19 protein-coding genes are annotated in these 16,948 nt (G+C 72.7%); 13 read left to right on the top strand and 6 right to left on the bottom strand.

From position 1 onward, the window contains the following. Positions 1-225: 225 nt before the first annotated feature. On the top strand, positions 226-711 hold the full coding sequence (locus ABT129_RS10555) for a cation:proton antiporter regulatory subunit (RefSeq protein WP_351899200.1): 486 nt from the start codon (positions 226-228) through the stop codon (positions 709-711). 7 nt (positions 712-718) lie between these two features. Continuing rightward, a complete protein-coding gene (locus tag ABT129_RS10550; protein WP_351899198.1) occupies positions 719-1,972 on the top strand; it encodes a cation:proton antiporter in 1,254 nt (417 codons plus the stop codon). A 23-nt stretch (positions 1,973-1,995) separates the two neighbouring features. Here ABT129_RS10550 and ABT129_RS10545 read toward each other — a convergent pair whose 3' ends face one another. The 5 genes from ABT129_RS10545 to ABT129_RS10525 form a co-directional block, all read right to left on the bottom strand. Then, complete coding sequence (locus tag ABT129_RS10545) at positions 1,996-3,420, bottom strand: flotillin family protein (protein ID WP_351899196.1); 1,425 nt, start codon at positions 3,418-3,420, stop codon at positions 1,996-1,998. Between the two features lie 110 nt (positions 3,421-3,530). Continuing rightward, positions 3,531-4,025 carry an NfeD C-terminal domain-containing protein gene (locus ABT129_RS10540; protein ID WP_351899193.1) on the bottom strand — a complete coding sequence of 165 codons (495 nt, stop codon included), beginning with the start codon at positions 4,023-4,025 and terminating at the stop codon, positions 3,531-3,533. A 146-nt stretch (positions 4,026-4,171) separates the two neighbouring features. Then, positions 4,172-4,516: a hypothetical protein gene (locus ABT129_RS10535; RefSeq protein WP_351899191.1), complete on the bottom strand. Its 345-nt coding sequence runs from the start codon at positions 4,514-4,516 to the stop codon at positions 4,172-4,174. Positions 4,517-4,620: 104 nt separating this feature from the next. Further along, on the bottom strand, positions 4,621-5,076 hold the full coding sequence (locus tag ABT129_RS10530; RefSeq protein WP_351899188.1) for a tellurite resistance TerB family protein: 456 nt from the start codon (positions 5,074-5,076) through the stop codon (positions 4,621-4,623). A 124-nt stretch (positions 5,077-5,200) separates the two neighbouring features. Beyond that, complete coding sequence (locus ABT129_RS10525; RefSeq protein WP_351899187.1) at positions 5,201-6,448, bottom strand: arsenic transporter; 1,248 nt, start codon at positions 6,446-6,448, stop codon at positions 5,201-5,203. Positions 6,449-6,654: 206 nt separating this feature from the next. Between ABT129_RS10525 and ABT129_RS10520 the strand changes: the two genes are divergently transcribed. From ABT129_RS10520 to ABT129_RS10480, 9 genes are all read left to right on the top strand, one after another. Next, a complete protein-coding gene (locus ABT129_RS10520; RefSeq protein WP_351899185.1) occupies positions 6,655-7,569 on the top strand; it encodes a dihydrodipicolinate synthase family protein in 915 nt (304 codons plus the stop codon). Between the two features lie 222 nt (positions 7,570-7,791). Then, on the top strand, positions 7,792-8,796 hold the full coding sequence (locus ABT129_RS10515; protein ID WP_351899182.1) for a proline racemase family protein: 1,005 nt from the start codon (positions 7,792-7,794) through the stop codon (positions 8,794-8,796). A gap of 110 nt (positions 8,797-8,906) precedes the next feature. Continuing rightward, positions 8,907-9,593 carry a GntR family transcriptional regulator gene (locus ABT129_RS10510; RefSeq protein WP_351899180.1) on the top strand — a complete coding sequence of 229 codons (687 nt, stop codon included), beginning with the start codon at positions 8,907-8,909 and terminating at the stop codon, positions 9,591-9,593. Positions 9,594-9,791: 198 nt separating this feature from the next. Then, positions 9,792-11,018, top strand: coding sequence for an aminotransferase-like domain-containing protein (locus ABT129_RS10505; protein ID WP_351899178.1), 1,227 nt, complete (start codon positions 9,792-9,794; stop codon positions 11,016-11,018). Between the two features lie 10 nt (positions 11,019-11,028). Continuing rightward, the gene (locus tag ABT129_RS10500; RefSeq protein WP_351899176.1) at positions 11,029-11,547 is read left to right on the top strand and encodes a MarR family winged helix-turn-helix transcriptional regulator; all 519 of its coding nucleotides are present in this window, start codon (positions 11,029-11,031) and stop codon (positions 11,545-11,547) included. A 150-nt stretch (positions 11,548-11,697) separates the two neighbouring features. Next, positions 11,698-12,129 carry a cell division protein SepF gene (locus tag ABT129_RS10495; protein ID WP_351899173.1) on the top strand — a complete coding sequence of 144 codons (432 nt, stop codon included), beginning with the start codon at positions 11,698-11,700 and terminating at the stop codon, positions 12,127-12,129. Between the two features lie 55 nt (positions 12,130-12,184). Beyond that, entirely contained in the window at positions 12,185-13,504 is a 1,320-nt protein-coding gene (locus tag ABT129_RS10490; protein WP_351899171.1) for an ATP-binding protein, read from the top strand. Positions 13,505-13,532: 28 nt separating this feature from the next. After that, entirely contained in the window at positions 13,533-13,913 is a 381-nt protein-coding gene (locus tag ABT129_RS10485) for a nucleotide pyrophosphohydrolase (protein ID WP_351899168.1), read from the top strand. A 127-nt stretch (positions 13,914-14,040) separates the two neighbouring features. After that, a complete protein-coding gene (locus ABT129_RS10480) occupies positions 14,041-14,526 on the top strand; it encodes a DUF6099 family protein (RefSeq protein WP_351899166.1) in 486 nt (161 codons plus the stop codon). Between the two features lie 44 nt (positions 14,527-14,570). Here the strand turns inward: ABT129_RS10480 and ABT129_RS10475 are convergent, their stop codons facing one another. Then, positions 14,571-14,816 carry a hypothetical protein gene (locus ABT129_RS10475; RefSeq protein ID WP_351899163.1) on the bottom strand — a complete coding sequence of 82 codons (246 nt, stop codon included), beginning with the start codon at positions 14,814-14,816 and terminating at the stop codon, positions 14,571-14,573. Positions 14,817-15,065: 249 nt separating this feature from the next. Between ABT129_RS10475 and ABT129_RS10470 the strand changes: the two genes are divergently transcribed. Beyond that, entirely contained in the window at positions 15,066-15,989 is a 924-nt protein-coding gene (locus ABT129_RS10470) for an LLM class F420-dependent oxidoreductase (protein ID WP_351899161.1), read from the top strand. Between the two features lie 13 nt (positions 15,990-16,002). After that, complete coding sequence (mmuM, locus tag ABT129_RS10465; RefSeq protein WP_351899159.1) at positions 16,003-16,929, top strand: homocysteine S-methyltransferase; 927 nt, start codon at positions 16,003-16,005, stop codon at positions 16,927-16,929. Positions 16,930-16,948 lie beyond the last annotated feature (19 nt).

Genomic DNA, 16,948 nt, shown 5'->3' with positions numbered 1-16,948 from the left:
TCCTCCGTCCCATCCTGACCAGATCGCGGCGCCTTGTCCATCCGTGCGGACACCCATGTCCCGGCGCTCCGGCGGGTGACACGATGGCCCGACCGGACCCCCGACCGGACCCCCGACCGACGCCTGACGACATCCCCGACCGCACCCCCGGACGACATCCCCGACCACGCCCCCGCCCACCAGCCCCCTCTCACCGGCCGACACCATCACAGGAGGGACGGGCCCTTGCCTGCTCCGCGGACGAGAACGACACCCCTGCCCGGCATCGGAGTCCAGTACGACCTCACCACCCGCGAGCACCGACAGCTGTCGGTCATCGCGCACCGGGACGGGACCCGCACCGTGAACCTGTACCGGGTCGACGACCCCGACGCCTGCGCGCAGTCGCTGCACCTCACCGAGGCCGAGACCGCCTCACTGATCGACGCGCTGATGCCCGCCCACCACAGCCCCAACGTGCTGCACACCACCGACCTGGGGCTCGTCGCCGAACGGATCGAGCTGTCCGCGCACTCGTACTGGAACGGGCGCGTCCTCGGCGAGACGCGGATGCGCACCGACGCCGGCGCCTCCGTCGTCGCCGTCCTGCGCCGCTCCGGGGCGATACCGTCACCGACACCCGCCTTCCGGCTCGCCGGCGGCGACACGCTCATCGTCATCGGCACCCGCGAGGGTGTCGACGCGGCCGCCGCGATCCTCGGTCGGGAGTGAGGCCGGCGTGCACTCCGCGGTCTTCCTGATCGAATTCGGCGCCATCATCCTCGGCCTCGGCCTGCTCGGGCGCTTCGCCGGCCGGTTCCGCTTCTCCCCGATACCCCTCTACCTGCTCGCGGGGCTCGCCTTCGGCAAGGGCGGTCTGCTGCCGTTCGGCGCGAGTGAGGAGTTCGTCGCGATCGGCGCCGAGATCGGCGTGATCCTGCTCCTGCTGATGCTGGGTCTGGAGTACACGGCGAGTGACCTGGTCTCCAACCTCAAGACGCAGTATCCCGCCGGGCTCGTCGACTTCGGTCTGAACGCGGTCCCGGGTGCGGTCGCGGCCCTGCTGATGGGGTGGGGTCCGGTGGCCGCCGTCGTCCTGGCGGGCGTCACCTGGATCTCCTCGTCGGGGGTCATCGCCAAGGTCATGGGCGACCTCGGACGGCTCGGCAACCGGGAGACCCCGGTGATCCTCAGCATCCTGGTCCTCGAAGACCTCGCCATGGCCGTGTACCTGCCCATCATCACCGCCCTCCTCGCCGGGGTCGGCCTCGCGGCAGGCAGCGCCACGCTCGCCATCGCCCTGGGCGTCGCCGGGGCCGTCCTGTTCGTGGCGGTCCGCTACGGACGGCTGATCTCGCGCTTCGTCTCCAGCGACGACCCGGAGAAGCTGCTCCTGGTCGTGCTCGGCCTGACCCTGCTCGTCGCCGGTGTGGCCCAGCAGCTCCAGGTCTCCGCGGCCGTCGGCGCGTTCCTCGTCGGCATCGCCCTCTCCGGCGAGGTCGCCGACGGCGCCCATACGCTGCTGAGTCCGCTGCGGGACCTGTTCGCCGCGGTGTTCTTCGTCTTCTTCGGCCTGCACACCGATCCCGCCAGCATTCCGCCGGTGCTCCTCCCGGCCCTCGCCCTGGCCGTCGTCACCGCGCTGACCAAGATCGCCACCGGGTACTGGGCCGCGCGTCGTGCCGGGATCGGGGTCAAGGGCCGGTGGCGGGCGGGCGGCACGCTCGTCGCGCGCGGCGAGTTCTCCATCGTCATCGCCGGCCTCGCCGTCACCGCCGGGGTACAGCCCGAACTCGGCCCCTTCGCCACCGCGTACGTGCTGATCCTCGTGGTGATCGGCCCGCTCACCGCCCGCTACACCGAGCCGGTCGCCACCTGGATCGGCAGCCGCCGCACGTCTCCGCCCCCGGAGGAAGCCCCCGTACCCGAACCGGCGCCGGAGCCCGTACGGGTACCCGACGCGGGGCCCGGGTCGGCGACCGACCGGGTGTGAGGGCGGGGGACGGCCGTCTCGCCTCAGTCCGCGATCTCGACCGTCTCCCGTACCTCGACCGTCTCCCGCTGCGGCTCCTTCTGCTTCTGCGTGATGCCCCGGAGGAGCTGGGCGAGGTCGACCCCGGTCGTGGAGGAGAGGAGTTCCATGCCCTGGGCGACGTTGTCCGCGACCGTACGGGAGAGCTGACTGGCGCCGTCCGTCGAGATGACGGTCATCTTGTCGACGGCCGACAGCGGCTCGGACGCCTTGGCGACGACCTGCGGCAGGACCTCGACGAGCATCTGGAGAACGGCCGCGTCCCCGTACCGGGCGAACGCGTCGGCCTTCTTCTCCATCGCCTCGGCCTCGGCGGAACCCCGGGCGGCGATTGCCGCGGCCTCCGCCTCGCCCTCGATGCGTACGGCGTCGGCGAGGGCCGCCCGGTGGGCCTTCTCGCCCTCACCGGTGAGCCTGGCCCGCTGCGCGTCGGCCTCGGCCTCCTTGACCAGGGCGATACGGCGGGCCTCGGCCTCCTGCTCGGCCTGGTAGCGGGCGGCGTCGGCGGGCTTGCGGACCTGGGTGTCGAGCTGGCGGTCGGTCAGTTCGGCCTGGCGTGCGGCGACCTTCTCCTGCTCGGACAGGATGTCCTGCTGACGGGCGGCCTCGGCGAGCGGGCCGGCCGCGTTCGCCTGGGCGGAGGCCTCGTCGGTCTGGGCCTTGATCTCGGCCTGCTTCAGGTAGAGGGTCCGCTGGGCGATCGCGATCTCCTCCTCCGCCTTCAGACGGGCCTGCTCGGCGGCGCGACGGGCGACGGCCTCGGCGATGTCGGCCTCCTGCCTGGCGCGGGCGGCCTCGGGGCGCCCGAGGTCTTCGAGGTACGAGCCCTCGGTGGTGATGTCCTGGATCTGGAAGGCGTCCAGGACCAGGCCCTGCCCGGAGAGACTGGCCTCGGCCTCCTCGGCGACCTGACCGGCGAAGGCGGCGCGGTCGCGGATGATGTCCTCGACGGACATGCGGCCGACGATGGAGCGCAGCGCGCCGGAGAGCACCTCCTGGGTGAAGCCGACGATGCCGTCCTGCTGCATCAGGAACCGCTGCGCGGCCGCCCGGATCGAGTCCTCGGTGCCGCCGACCTTGACGATCGCGACGCCCTCCAGGTTGGCCTTCACCCCGCGCAGGGTGACCGCGCCGCGCACAGCGACCGGAATGTGCCGGCTGGAGAGGTCGAGCGTGAACTTCTGCTGCACGAACGGGACGACGAACACGCCGCCGCCCACCACGACCTTCTGACCGCTGTTGTCGGTGAACACCCGCCCCGTGGCGGGATCGGTGGCCTTCTTGCCGCGTCGGCCGGTGATGATGAACGCCTCGCTGGGACCGGCGACCTTGTAGCGCGTGACGACGACGAGGCCGAGCAGGACGACGAGGGCGACTATTCCCACGACAGCGGTCAGGACAGGGCTCATGAAGAAATCCCCTTGAAGGTAAGGACGGAAGGGCGGGACGGAAGGGCGGAAGGAACGGTGCGCGGGAAGTTAGGGAAGTGGGGGAGCGGGTGTCGGAGGAGGGCGAGAGGTCAGCGTTCTACGGGGCGGACCGCGACCGACGTCGGTGACAGCACCGACTCCACCCACACCTCGGAGCCCCGCCCGATCGGCGCCGACGCCTTCGCCGCGTACTTCACCGGCTGGCCCGCGAGGTACAACAGGACCTCGCCGTAACCCCCTACGGGGATCGCCGTGACGACCGCGCCCGACGTCCCCGTCAGGTCCTCGCCCCGGGGCGCGGGCGCGTCGCCGTCGCGGAGCAGCGCGCGGCTGAAGCGCCAGGTGGCCCAGCCGACGAGAGCGCCCGCTCCGACTCCCGCGAGGGTGGCGGGGACGACCCCGGCGCCGGCCGCGCCCATCGCGATCGCGCCCGTGAAGCCGAGGGCCGATACGAATCCGGCGATCACCGGGAGCGAGAGGAATCCGTCGAGTCCGCCGCCGAGGCTCTCCAGGAAGCCGTCGAACACCAGGGAGAGCGCGGTGACGATCAGCCCCGCGATGCCGAATCCCAGAAACCATGCCATGCGTCGGCCCCCCTCTTCTCCTGAATTGTTCCATGTAAAGGGTGCGTAGGACATGGGTGTCAGCACCCATTGACCTGCGGAGACGGCTCCGACGTTCCGTAGGGGGCCAGGGTCCGTCCGGCGGATCTTGTGACGAACGGGTTCCGTCAGCGAGCGTTCAGTTCTTCGGCCCTCTTCGTGAGCTCCGCCGCGATGTCGTCCCAGTCCGGACCGTGCAGCCACAGGTTCTGCGCGGCCTCCAGCAGGAGAGCCGGCTCGTCGGCCCTCTGCAGCAGTACGAGCCGGTAGGCGAGGTTGCGGATCCACACCGGGAGCCGGCCGTCGACCAGGTTCGGGCAGAGTTCCCGCAGCATCGAGAGGATCGCGTCCGCGTCAGCGAACGTCAGCTCTTCCACGAAGTAGTGCTCGCGGTGCTCCTGGCCGCACGCCGGGGTCGGACGGAACTCGTCTCCGTAAAGACACCGGGCGTGCTCGGTCAGCGTGCTGTGCATGCGCTGCAGCTTACGAGGTCATGATCCGGCGGACGGAACCTGGCCGCCGTGGGAGCCTTCGCCTTCCTTCCCCTCGTTCTTCCGCTCCCCGCGTGGCCGGGTGGCTAGAGGTCGAACTCGTGGGGCGGCAGGTCGAGGGTGAAGCACGCCTCGCGGACCACGGCCTGCTCCGTCTTGTCGAAGTCGCCGTCGGCGCCGCCGATGACGATGCCGATCTGGACGACGGCACGGGCCTCGGCCGGCTTCTTCTTCGCCTTGGCGATCTCCTGGAGGACGCTGACCTTGCCGAAGTCGAAGTCGGCGGTCAGCTTGTCCAGGTTGGCGTCGAAGCGGCGCTGGAGGTCGAGCGCGTCGAAGTTCTGCAGCACCTCGTTGGTCGAGATGAGCTGGGCGACCCGGCGGCGCTCGGCGGGGTCGATCGTGCCGTCGGCGGCGGCGACCAGCGCGCACATGGCCATGCTCGCGTCCCGGAACGCGCCGCTCTTCAGGTCGTTCTTCTTCGCCATCAGCTGGTTCTGCATCGTCGATGCGGATTCCTTGACGCGGTCCCACAGGGCCATGAGTGCTCCAGAGGTCGATTACTTCTACGGTCTTGTAGAACGTAGCAGTGCGTCACGGAGTTCCCGGGATCTTGGATCGTGGGGTGGGGCGGGGGAGGGGCTCCGGGTGGTTCGTGCCCGCTGATCAGACGCCCAGGAGCTGGAGCGAGCCCCACAGGGCCACGGTCGAGGCGATGAGGGTGGCCGGGACGGTCAGGAGGCCGAGCCGGGTGAACTCCCCGAGGGCGACGGGGTGCTCGTGTTCGTGGGCGATGCGGCGCCAGAGGAGGGTGGCGAGGGAGCCGGCGTACGTGAGGTTGGGGCCGATGTTGACGCCCAGCAGTACGGCGAGCACCGCGCCCGGCCCCGAGGCCGCCGCGAGCGGGACCAGGGCCAGGGTCGCGGGCAGGTTGTTGATCAGGTTGGCGAGAATGGCGGCGACCGCCGCGATGCCGAGCAGGGCCGGGAGCGAGGTGCCGTCGGGGAGGACGTGCGCGAGGACGGTGCCGAGGCCGTTGTCGACGACGGCCCGGACGACGATCCCGAGGGCCAGGACGAACGCCAGGAACGGCACCGACGCCGAGCGGACGAGCGCGCGCGGGGTGGTGCGCCGACGGGCCAGGGCGCGTACGGCGAGGGTGGCGGCGCCGGCCGCGGCCGCCCACGCCGGGTCCACCCCCGTCGCCGAGGCCAGCGCGAATCCACCCAGGGTCGCCGCCACGGTGAGCAGGGCGAAGAGCGGGACCTCGACGGGCTCCGGCGGAACGGTCGGGGTCGCGGTGGCGGCGAGGTCGCGGGCGAAGAAGCGGCGGAAGACGCCGTACTCGACCGCGATCGCGACCAGCCAGGGAAGCAGCATCAGCAGCGCGAAGCGGGTGAAGCCGAGCCCGGAGGCCGTGAAGGCGAGCAGGTTGGTGAGGTTCGAGACGGGCAGGAGCAGCGACGCCGTGTTCGACAGGTGGGCGCTCGCGTAGACGTGGGGTCCGGGGCGGGCTCCCATCCGGGTGGCGGTCGCGAAGACCACCGGGGTGAGCAGGACGACCGTCGCGTCCAGGCTCAGTACGGCGGTGATCAGCGAAGCCAGGGCGAAGACGGCGCCCAGCAGCCGCTGGGGGCGGCGGCGCGCCCAGCGGGCCATCCAGGTGCCGCAGGCGTGGAAGAGCCCCTCGTCGTCGCAGAGCTTGGCGAGGACGAGGACGGCCGCGAGGAACCCGATCACCGGACCGAGCCGCTCGGCCTCCTCGCGTACGGCCTCGGTGGTGGTCGCGCCGAGGGCCAGGACGGCGCCGGCGGCCGGTACGGCGAAGACCGCCTCGGGCAGACGGTACGGGCGGACGACGGCGCAGATCAGCACCACGGCCAGGGCGAGTACGGACACGGACGTCACGAGCATGCGTTCGATGATGCGGGGTCGGGGTGGCTGGACGCTCCGGGGGTCCCCTGTCGGAGGGTCGGCCGCCCCCTCGGCCCGCCCGGCCCGGTCACGTCCCGCCCCGTTTGGGACGGGCTGATCAACCGTCAGAACTGAGGGGTGACGGAACTCTTGTGGCGCGTATCCGGATCAGTAAAATGTCACACACCATACAAGGGAGTTGCTTCATGGCCCACGAGCAAGCCGCTGTGCACCGCGCCCGTCCCTGGCACGGCATCATGGTCGCCACCGCGCTCCCCCTGCGCGACGACGGCTCCGTCGACCACGACGCCTACGCGCGCCACGTCGCCTGGCTGATCGAGCAGGGCTGCGACGGGGTCGTCCCGAACGGCTCCCTCGGCGAGTACCAGACCCTCACCGACGAGGAGCGCGCCCGCGTCGTACGGACCGCCGTCGAAGCGGCCGGGGACGGCGCGCGGGTGATGCCCGGCGTCTCCGCGTACGGCGGCGCCGAGGCCCGGCGCTGGGCCGAGCAGGCCGCGGAGGTCGGCGCCGGCTCGGTCCTGCTCCTGCCGCCGAACGCCTACCGGGCCGACGAGCGCTCCGTACGCGCCCACTACGCCGAGGTCGCCGCGGTCGGCCTGCCCGTCGTCGCCTACAACAACCCGATCGACACCAAGGTCGACCTCACGCCCGCCCTTCTCGCCCGGCTGTACGCCGACGGCAGCATCGTCGCCGTCAAGGAGTTCAGCGGGGACGTCCGCCGCGGCTACGAGATCGCCGAACTCGCCCCGGGTCTCGACCTGATCGTCGGCGCCGACGACGTCCTCCTCGAACTCGCCCTCGCCGGCGCGGTCGGCTGGATCGCCGGCTACCCCAACGCCCTTCCGCGCACCTGCGCCACGCTCTACCGGGCCGCCGTCGCCGGAGACCTCGACGTCGCGCTCCCCCTCTACAGGTCGCTGCATCCGCTGTTGCGCTGGGACTCGAAGACCGAGTTCGTCCAGGCGATCAAACTGTCCATGGACCTCGCGGGCCGGCCCGGAGGCGCCACCAGGGCGCCGCGCGTCCCGCTGACGCCGGAGCAGGAGGCCGTGGTCCGCGCCGCGACGGAGAAGGTCCTCGCGGACGGCCACGCGTAACTCCGCGGGCACGCGGGCGCGTGCGCACGTACACCGCGCAGGCGCGCAGATACGTGCACGCGCCGGCATGTGGATACGTACACGTGCACGCGTGCAGAGCGGACACGTACACGCGCACGCACGCAGACACGTACACGCGCAGCCACGTTTACACCCACACCCGCCCACACTTACAACCCGCCCACACCCAGACACGTACACACGCAGAATCGAAGGGACCCCATGCGCACCCGCCACGTCTACCACGCGGTGGACTCCCACACCGAAGGCATGCCCACCCGGGTGATCACCGGGGGCATCGGCATCGTCCCCGGCGCCACCATGGCCGAGAAGCGGCTCCACTTCGCCGCCCACCTGGACCACGTCCGCACCCTCCTCATGTTCGAGCCGCGCGGGCACGCGGCGATGAGCGGCGCGATACTCCAGCCGCCGACCCGGCCCGACGCCGACTACGGCGTCCTCTTCATCGAGGTCTCGGGTCTCCTCCCGATGTGCGGCCACGGCACCATCGGGGTCGCCACCGTCCTCGTGGAGACGGGGATGGTGCCGGTCGTGGAACCCGTCACGACCGTCCGCCTGGACACCCCGGCGGGGCTCGTGAGCGTCGACGTCCGCGTCGAGGACGGCCGGGCGCGTTCCGTCACCCTCACCAACGTGCCCGCCTTCGCCGCCGGGCTCGACCTGAAGGTGGACGTTCCCGGGTACGGAACCGTCACCTACGACCTCGCCTACGGCGGCAACTTCTACGCCTTCGTGGACCTCGACTCCCTGGGGCTGCCCTTCGACCGCGACCGCAAGGACGAGCTGCTGGCCGCCGGGCTCGCCGTCATGGAGGCGGTCAACGCGGGTCCCGACCGGCCCGTGCACCCGGAGGACCCGGCCATCGCCGGGGTGAAGCACGTGTACCTGATCGCCCCCGGCTCCGACGCGGTCCGGTCCCGCCACGCCATGGCCATCCACCCGGGCTGGTTCGACCGTTCCCCGTGCGGCACCGGAACCAGCGCCCGGCTGGCCCAGCTGCACGCCCGGGGGCTGCTCTCCCCGGACACCGACTTCGTCAACGAGTCCTTCATCGGGACCGAGTTCACCGGGCGGATCGTCGGCGAGACGGAGGTGGCCGGCCGGCCGGCCGTGATCCCGACCGTCACCGGTCGGGCCTGGATCACGGGCACGGCCCAGTACTTCCTCGACCCCGAGGACCCGTTCCCCGCCGGGTTCCTGCTCTGAGGCCCAGGTGCCTCCCTCCGGGGGCTCCCGGAATCCCCGACTCCCGCACCGGCGGAGGGAGAAACGTGACATTGTACGATGCTCCTCCGTGACTTCTCGGAGGACGCACGATGGGTGACCTGAAGCAGTACGGCCTCGTCAGAGCGCAGGAACGGCTCCGCGACCAGGTCGGGCACGCCCTCCGCGCCGCCCTGATCGCCGGTGAACTGCGGCCCGGCCATGTCTACTCGGCCCCCGGACTCGCCGCCGACCTCGGCGTCTCCGCGACCCCGGTCCGCGAGGCGATGCTCGACCTGGCCCGCGAGGGCCTGGTCGAGCCGGTCCGCAACAAGGGCTTCCGCATCACGGAGGTCAGCGAACGGGACCTCGACCAGTTCACCGAGCTGCGCACCCTCATCGAGGTCCCCACCGTCGGCCGCGTCACCCGGCAGGCCGACCGGGAGCGGCTGGAGGATCTGCGCCCGGTCGCCGAGGAGATCGTCGCCCGCGCCCGGGAGCACGACCTCATCGGCTACCTGGAGGCGGACCGCCGCTTCCACCTCGCGCTGCTCGCCCTCTCGGGCAACGAACGCCTCGTCGAGACGGTGGGAGACCTGCGCAAGCGCTCCCGGCTGTACGGTCTGACCGGCCTCGACCGGGCCGGCAAGCTGGTCACCTCCGCTGAGGAACACCTCGAACTCCTCGACCTGATGATCGCCGGGGACGCGCGGGGCGCCGAGGCCTGCATGCGCCGCCACCTCGGCCACGTACGGTCGCTGTGGGCCGACGCCCGGGACGAACCGGTCGGCCGCGAATAGAGAACGCTCCGAGGTCTCTCTCCGGCCCCGTCGAGCCCGCTCCCAAGGCCCGTCGAGAGAGCTCCCCGAAGCCGCCGAGGGTGTTCCCCGAAGCCCCCGAAGGCGCTCCCCAGTGTGTTCCCCAGGGCGCCAACTGCGCTGTCCCCAGGCCCAGTCGGTCGATCTGGACAGCACCATGAACCTCTATATGCTGACACCATGCTCTCTGCCGCCTCCGAGCCCGCGAACGCCACCGCCTCCCTCCCCTCCGCGCCCACGCCGGCCACCGCCTCCCGGCTGGCCGGCGTCGGATCGTCGCCGGTACGGGAGATCCTGGCGCTGACCGCGCGGCCCGAGGTGATCTCCTTCGCGGGCGGCCTGCCCGCCCCCGAGCTGTTCGACGTCGCGGGCATCCGCGCGGCGTACGACGGCGTCCTGACGGACAACCCGCAGTACGCGCTCCAGTACTCGACCACCGAGGGCGACCCGGAGCTGCGTACCGCCATCGCCGCCCGGCTCACCGCGCGCGAACTGCCCACCGAGGCCGACGACGTGCTCGTCACCACGGGCTCGCAGCAGGCCCTCACGCTGCTCACCACCGCGCTCGTCGAGCCCGGCGCCGTCGTGCTCGTCGAGGACCCCTGCTACCTCGCGGCCCTCCAGACCTTCGGTTTCGCCGGCGCCCGGGTCGTCCCCGTGCCCACCGACGACCACGGTGTCGTCCCGGAGGCCCTGGAGGAGATCGCGGCCCGCGAGAAGCCGACCCTCCTCTACCTCGTGCCCACCTTCCAGAACCCCACGGGCCGCACCCTTCCCGCCGAGCGCCGCGCCGCCGTCGCCGAGGCCGCGGCACGGCTCGGATTCTGGATCGTCGAGGACGACCCGTACGGCGAACTGCGTTACGACGGGGAGCGCGTCCCCTGGATCGCCGCCGACCCCGCTGCCGCCGACCGCACCGTGCTGCTGGGCTCCTTCTCCAAGGTGATGGCCCCCGGCCTCCGGCTCGGCTTCCTGCGCGCCCCGGCCGGGCTGCGCCGCGCCTGCGTGATCGCCAAGCAGGCCGCCGACCTGCACACCTCGACCATCGACCAGGCGGCGGCCGCGCGGTACCTGCGCGACAGCGACCTCGACGCGCACGTCGCGGTGATGCGGGCCGCGTACCACGAGCGCAGGGATGCGATGCTCGAAGGCCTGCCGGCCGCGCTGCCCGAGGGCAGCCGGTGGAACAGGCCGGAGGGCGGCATGTTCATCTGGGCGACCCTGCCCGCCGGTCATGACGCGACGGCCCTCCTGAAGACCGCGGTCGGGCACGAGGTGGCGTACGTGCCGGGGGCGCCGTTCTTCTGCGGGGAGCCGGACCCGGGCGCGATGCGGCTCTCGTTCACCACGCACTCGGCCGACGAGATCAGGGAGGGGCTCCGCAGGCTCGCCAAGAGCTTCGCGTAGCTTCGTGATCATGAACTCGTCGACGTCCGCCGCCGGAACACCCGCCGCCCCCACGGTCACCGACCAGGCGCCTGCCGACCCGACCCTCACCGGCGACCTGCCGGCCACGCAGCCCATCGGCTACTGGAGCGGTCTGACACACTCCGTCGTCACCGGGCACCTGCGGGACGCCATGGCCAGGATCGACACCACGCAGCCGCAGTACTGGGTGCTCAACCGCGTCGACGCAGGACCCCCAGCCCCGGGCCGCGGCGAGGTGATCACCCAGCTGACGCCGATCGCCGACGGTCCGCACGAGATCGCCCGCGTGGTCGACCAGTTGCTCCACCGGGGCTGGCTCCGGGCCGACGGGGAGGACCGCCTCCACCTCACCGACGCGGGCGAGGCCGCCCGGGTGCGTCTGCGCGAACTGGTGACGGAACAGCGCGCGGTGGTCCACCAGGGCATCGGCGACGAGGAGTACATTGCCGCACTCAAGGTGCTGCGCAGGATGATCGCCAACGTCGAGGCCGCGGCCGGGAACGTCTAGGCGGTCGGCGGCGCGCAGGCCACGGCGGACAGCGTCGAGGCGGCCGACGGGTCCCGGGACGTGTCCGCAGGACGCTCCCCGGCTCCACCGTACGGCCTTCGCCTCGTGTCGTTGTTGGGCCGAACGGGTGAGGAGCGGGAGGATGTGCCCATGAGTAGGTACGAGAGGTACGACGTCACCGACGAGCAGTGGGAGGGCCTCGCCCAGGTCGTGCCCCTGCGCGGCCGTGACGCATGGCCGTCCAGGGTCGACCACCGCACGATCCCCGAGCAGTACGAATCCGCCGAGCAGCGCCGTATGGTCGTGCTCCGCGTGCAGGTGTTCGCCGACGCCCGCGAGGTCGCCGAGTACCTCACCGCCCAGATCCCGGTGCTCCTCGACCTGACGAGCGCCGACACCGACGTCGCCAAGCGCATCCTCGACTTCAGCAGTGGCGTGGTCTTCGGCCTCGGCAGCGTGATGCACCGCGTCGACCGGAACGTCTTTCTCCTCGCCCCGGCCGGCACGGAGGTCGAGGGCGCGGAGGGCGAGGACGAGGAGGAGGTCGTGGGCGGCCGGACCGCCGGAGTCCCCCGATCGTAGGAAGGTCATCTCGCCGTAACGGTTCGTCAGGGAAGGGACTGCGTACGGTCCGGGCATGGACCTCACCGGCGGCTTCGCGCTCGCCCCATCCTCCACGGCTGCTCCCTCCCCTCCGGCTCCCTCCGACGCCGTCCCACCCCGGGCCGGTGCTTCCGCTCCGCGCGTCGCCTCCGTCCCCGAGGCACGGGTTCCGTCGGTGTCGGAGGGCGGCCGGTCGCAGCGGGCGGCCCGGGGCGGTCCCGTCGGCGGGAGGCTCCGGGCCCGGCCCGCCGTCACCGAACTGAGGCTGTCCGCCTTCGCCGGTCACCGCGCGGGCGCGCACGCGCTGGGCCCGGTCACCCTCTTCACCGGGCCCAGCGGCAGCGGCAAGTCCACCCTCCTGCGCGCGTACGAGGCGCTCGCCAGGCTCGGCGCGGGAGACCCGCTCGACGAGGTCTTCCCGGACGCCGCCGACTGCGTCCCCGAACGGGCCCGGCCCGACGCCCAGGGCAGGCGCGGGTTCCGGATCGGGTGCACGGTCGACGGACCCGAGGGCCCCGTCCACCTCGATCTCGCCGTCCAGGCCGAACCCCGGCTCCGCATCGTCGGCGAACGGCTCACCGGCCGCGGCCGCACCCTGCTCGCCACCGCCCTGCGCGACCCGGGCCGCACCACCGTCCAGGCCGAGTGGCACACCGCGGGCGCCACCCCCGTCACCAGGGCGCCGCTCCCCGACGACCTCCTCGGTACGGCCCTGCTCCCGCTCCGGGTCGCGGGCAAGACCCCCGGGCAGCTCGAAGTCCTCGCCGCCGCCGAGCAGGTGGTCGTCGGGCTGCGGTCCGCCTTCGCCTGCGACCCCCGGCCCGAGCGGATGCGTGCCCCCGTACCCCCGGGCGAGGGGCGGCTGCGACGCGGCTGCGGCAACCTCGCCGAAGTCCTCCACCGCACCCACACCGACTGCCCGCGCCGCCACCACCGCCTCGCCGCCGTGGCCGGGGCGGGGTGCGCGGGTCCCGTCACCGGGCTCGCGGTGCAGGAGCTTCCGGAAGGCACGGTGCGGGCCGTCCTCGAACGGGGCGGCCGGCCCTCGACCCCGCTCGGCCGCCTCGGGGACGGGGAGCTGCGGTATCTGGCCCTCGCGCTCACCCTGCTCACCGGCCCCGGCGTCCTCGCGATGGACCGGATCGCCGAGGTGCCCGAGGCGATGCAGTCCCTGACGCTGCTCGCCGACGGCCTCGACCGCGGGCTCGACGGGCGGCAGGTGGACGAGCTGCTCGTGCTCGCCGCCGGCATCGCCGCCGACGGGCACATCCGGGTGGCCGGGACGGTCGGGGAGCGCGCGGCGGCACAGGCCCGCCGGACGCCCGGGGTGACGGTGGTGGAGCTGACCCCGTGAGGGGTGGTGGACCTGATTCCCTGGGGACGTGACGGACAACGATGTAGCGGGACTGCAGCGCAGGCTGGCCGAGTTCGCGGCCGCCCGTGACTGGCAGCCCTACCACACGCCCAAGAACCTCGCGGCGGCGCTCAGCGTCGAGGCGGCCGAACTCCTGGAGATCTTCCAGTGGTTGACGCCCGAGCAGGCGGAGCGGGTGATGGACGACCCCGACTCGGCGCACCGGGTCGCCGACGAGGTGGCGGACGTCCTGGCCTATCTCCTGCAGTTCTGCGAGGTGCTCGGGGTCGATCCACTGGCCGCGCTCGCGGCCAAGATCGACCGGAACGAGGTGCGATTTCCCGCGCGGAGGCGGGGCGGAGGGGGTGAGGAGGTGGATTCGACCGAAGATCGTCACTCTTCGGAGTGACCGACTTTTCCCCGTCGAGCTTCCTGTCCACAGATTTCCGAATTCCCCTGGTGTCGCGGCTCAGGCGGCCTCACTCTGGGTAGTGGACTCAGTGGGCAGATAAGTCGTACGAACGGGGGCGGCGTTGATGGATGCGGAGCGGCTCGTCACGCTCGGCCGACAGGCGTTGGCGGAGAGCGGAACGGCACAGGACATCGTGGTGGAGGCCTGGCAGGCCCAGGCGCTCGCGCAGGCGATAGGGAATCAGCTCGCGCTCTGCGGACCGCAGGAGTTGCGGGGCGAGGCGCGGGGGCTGAGCGAGATCGGGGAGTACCCGGCGTGGGGAGCCGGTGGGCCGCGCGCGGCCCGGTTGTCCGAGGTGGCGGACCCGCGCGGGTCGCTGACCGCGCTCGGGGAGCTGCTCGGGGAGGTGGGCATCGCCCTGGTCGGGGTGGCCTGCGCCACCGACGACGAGGGGCTCTACTGGCAGTGCATCGAGGCCATCGACGCCGCCGACGAGTCGAGCGACCGGGTGCGCGGGATGCTGCGACGCCTCGCGGTGCGGGACGGGGAGCGGGCCCGGCCTCCCGACCCCGCCTCGGGCCGCGCGGGCCCGGGGCGGGGCCGGTGGTGAGCGGGGCCGGACCGTGGCCGCTCGGGGTGGTGCCGCTCCTCGGGTCAGTACTGCTCGGACCGGGGGCCGTGGGGCTCGTGCTGCTCGGGCTCGTGGCGGTCCGGCTCGTGGCGGTCGGACGTGGACTGGAGGTCGGCGTCCAGCTGGGTGAGGTCGGCGGAGAGCGCCGCCATCAGTTCCTCCATCTGCTGGAGCAGGCCCTTGGGGGCGCCGGCGCCCTTCTGCTGGGGCACGGACTGCGGCACCGGCTGCTCGGGCACGGCCCGTTCCGGCGCGGCTTCCTGGGACATGGGGGCCTCCTCGGCCCGGACCCCACCGCCGAGGACGGGGCCACGAGAGAGAGCGACGCACCGGCAGCGGCCGCCGGCGCGCGGGCCGGGCGGTCCGGCTCCGCCCGAGCCAACGACGGGTGTCGGGCGCCGGTCACTGGCCAGGGCGGACGCGGCCCGCCAGGGGGTCGGTTATTCACCCGACCGGGCCGGGGCGCTCAAGGGGCTGACGGAGAGGTTGACACGCACCCGACGGTGCAGGATGGAGGTATGGATCTCCGCATTTTCACCGAACCCCAGCAGGGGGCCGACTACGACACCCTCCTCACCGTGGCGCGGGCCACCGAGGAGCTCGGATTCGACGCCTTCTTCCGTTCCGACCACTACCTCAGCATGGGCTCCGCCGACGGGCTGCCCGGGCCGACGGACGCCTGGATCACCCTGGCCGGGCTCGCCCGGGAGACCAAGCGGATCCGTCTCGGCACGCTGATGACGGCCGGCACCTTTCGGCTCCCCGGTGTCCTCGCCATCCAGGTCGCCCAGGTGGACCGGATGTCCGGCGGTCGCGTCGAACTGGGGCTGGGGGCGGGCTGGTTCGAGGAGGAGCACAAGGCCTACGGCATCCCCTTCCCGAAGGAGAAGTTCGGCCGGCTGGAGGAGCAGCTGGCGATCGTCACCGGCCTGTGGGAGACCGAGGTCGGCAAGACCTTCAGCTACGACGGGGAGTTCTACCGGCTCACCGACTCGCCCGCACTGCCCAAGCCCGCCCAGGACAGGATCCCGGTGCTGATCGGCGGGCACGGCGCGAGCCGGACGCCTCGCCTGGCCGCGCGGTACGCGGACGAGTTCAACATCCCGTTCGCCTCCCTCGAGGACAGCGAGCGCCAGTTCGGCCGGGTCCGTGCGGCCGCCGAGGCGGCGGGGCGGGCACCCGGCGACCTGGTGTACTCCAACGCGCTGGTCGTCTGTGTCGGCAAGGACGACGCCGAGGTGGCCCGCCGGGCCGCCGCCATCGGGCGCGACGTGGACGAGCTCAAGGCGAACGGTCTCGCGGGCTCGCCCGCCGAGGTGGTGGAGAAGCTCGGTCGGTACGCGGCCATCGGATCCTCCCGGGTCTACCTCCAGGTCCTGGACCTGGACGACCTGGACCACCTGGAGCTGATCTCCGCGCGGGTCCAGTCGCAGCTGGGATGAGTGGGGAGATCCGATGAAACCGGTCCGTACGCTCGCCGAGGTCCTCGGGGAGGGGACGCTCGTCCTCGACGGCGGGCTCTCCAACCAGTTGGAGGCGCAGGGGTGCGACCTCTCGGACGCGCTCTGGTCCGCTCGGCTCCTCGCCGACGGACCCGAGCAGATCGAGGCGGCGCACGCGGCCTACGTACGGGCCGGTGCGCGGGTGCTCATCACCTCCAGCTACCAGGCCACCTTCGAGGGGTTCGCACGCCGGGGTGTGGGCCGGGAGGAGGCGGCGCGGCTCCTCGCGCGGAGCGTGGAGCTCGCCCGGGCGGCGGCGAAGGAGGTCCGTGAGGAGGTCTGGGTGGCCGCGTCCGTGGGGCCGTACGGGGCGATGCTGGCGGACGGCAGCGAGTACCGGGGGCGGTACGGGCTGTCCGTGCGGGAACTGGAGGCGTTCCACCGGCCGCGGATCGAGGCGCTCGCCGCGGCGGAGCCGGACGTCCTCGCCCTGGAGACGGTTCCGGACGCGGAGGAGGCGGAGGCGTTGCTGAGGGCGGCCGAGGGGTGCGGGGTGCCCGTGTGGCTGTCGTACACGGTCGTGGGAGGACGCACCCGGGCCGGGCAGGAGCTGGCGGACGCCTTCGCGGTCGCCGCCGGGAACGAACAGGTCGTCGCGGTCGGCGTCAACTGCTGCGACCCCGCCGACGCGGGGCCCGCCGTGGAGCTCGCCACCGCCGTGACGGGCAGGCCGGCCGTGGTCTACCCCAACAGCGGGGAGCGGTGGGACGCCGGAGCGAGGGGCTGGCACGGCGACATCGCCTTCGACCCGGCGCACGCCACCGGCTGGGCCGCGTCCGGGGCCCGGCTCGTCGGCGGCTGCTGCCGCGTGGGTCCGGCGACGATCACGGCCCTCGCCACGACCCTGGCCACGACCCCGGCCACGGGGGCCGGGGAGTGACCTTCCCCCGACCCGGCGC

It is taken from the genome of Streptomyces sp. NPDC002057, from assembly GCF_040296665.1.
Lineage (GTDB): Bacteria > Actinomycetota > Actinomycetes > Streptomycetales > Streptomycetaceae > Streptomyces.
This window is presented reverse-complemented; position numbering and strand designations above follow the sequence as displayed.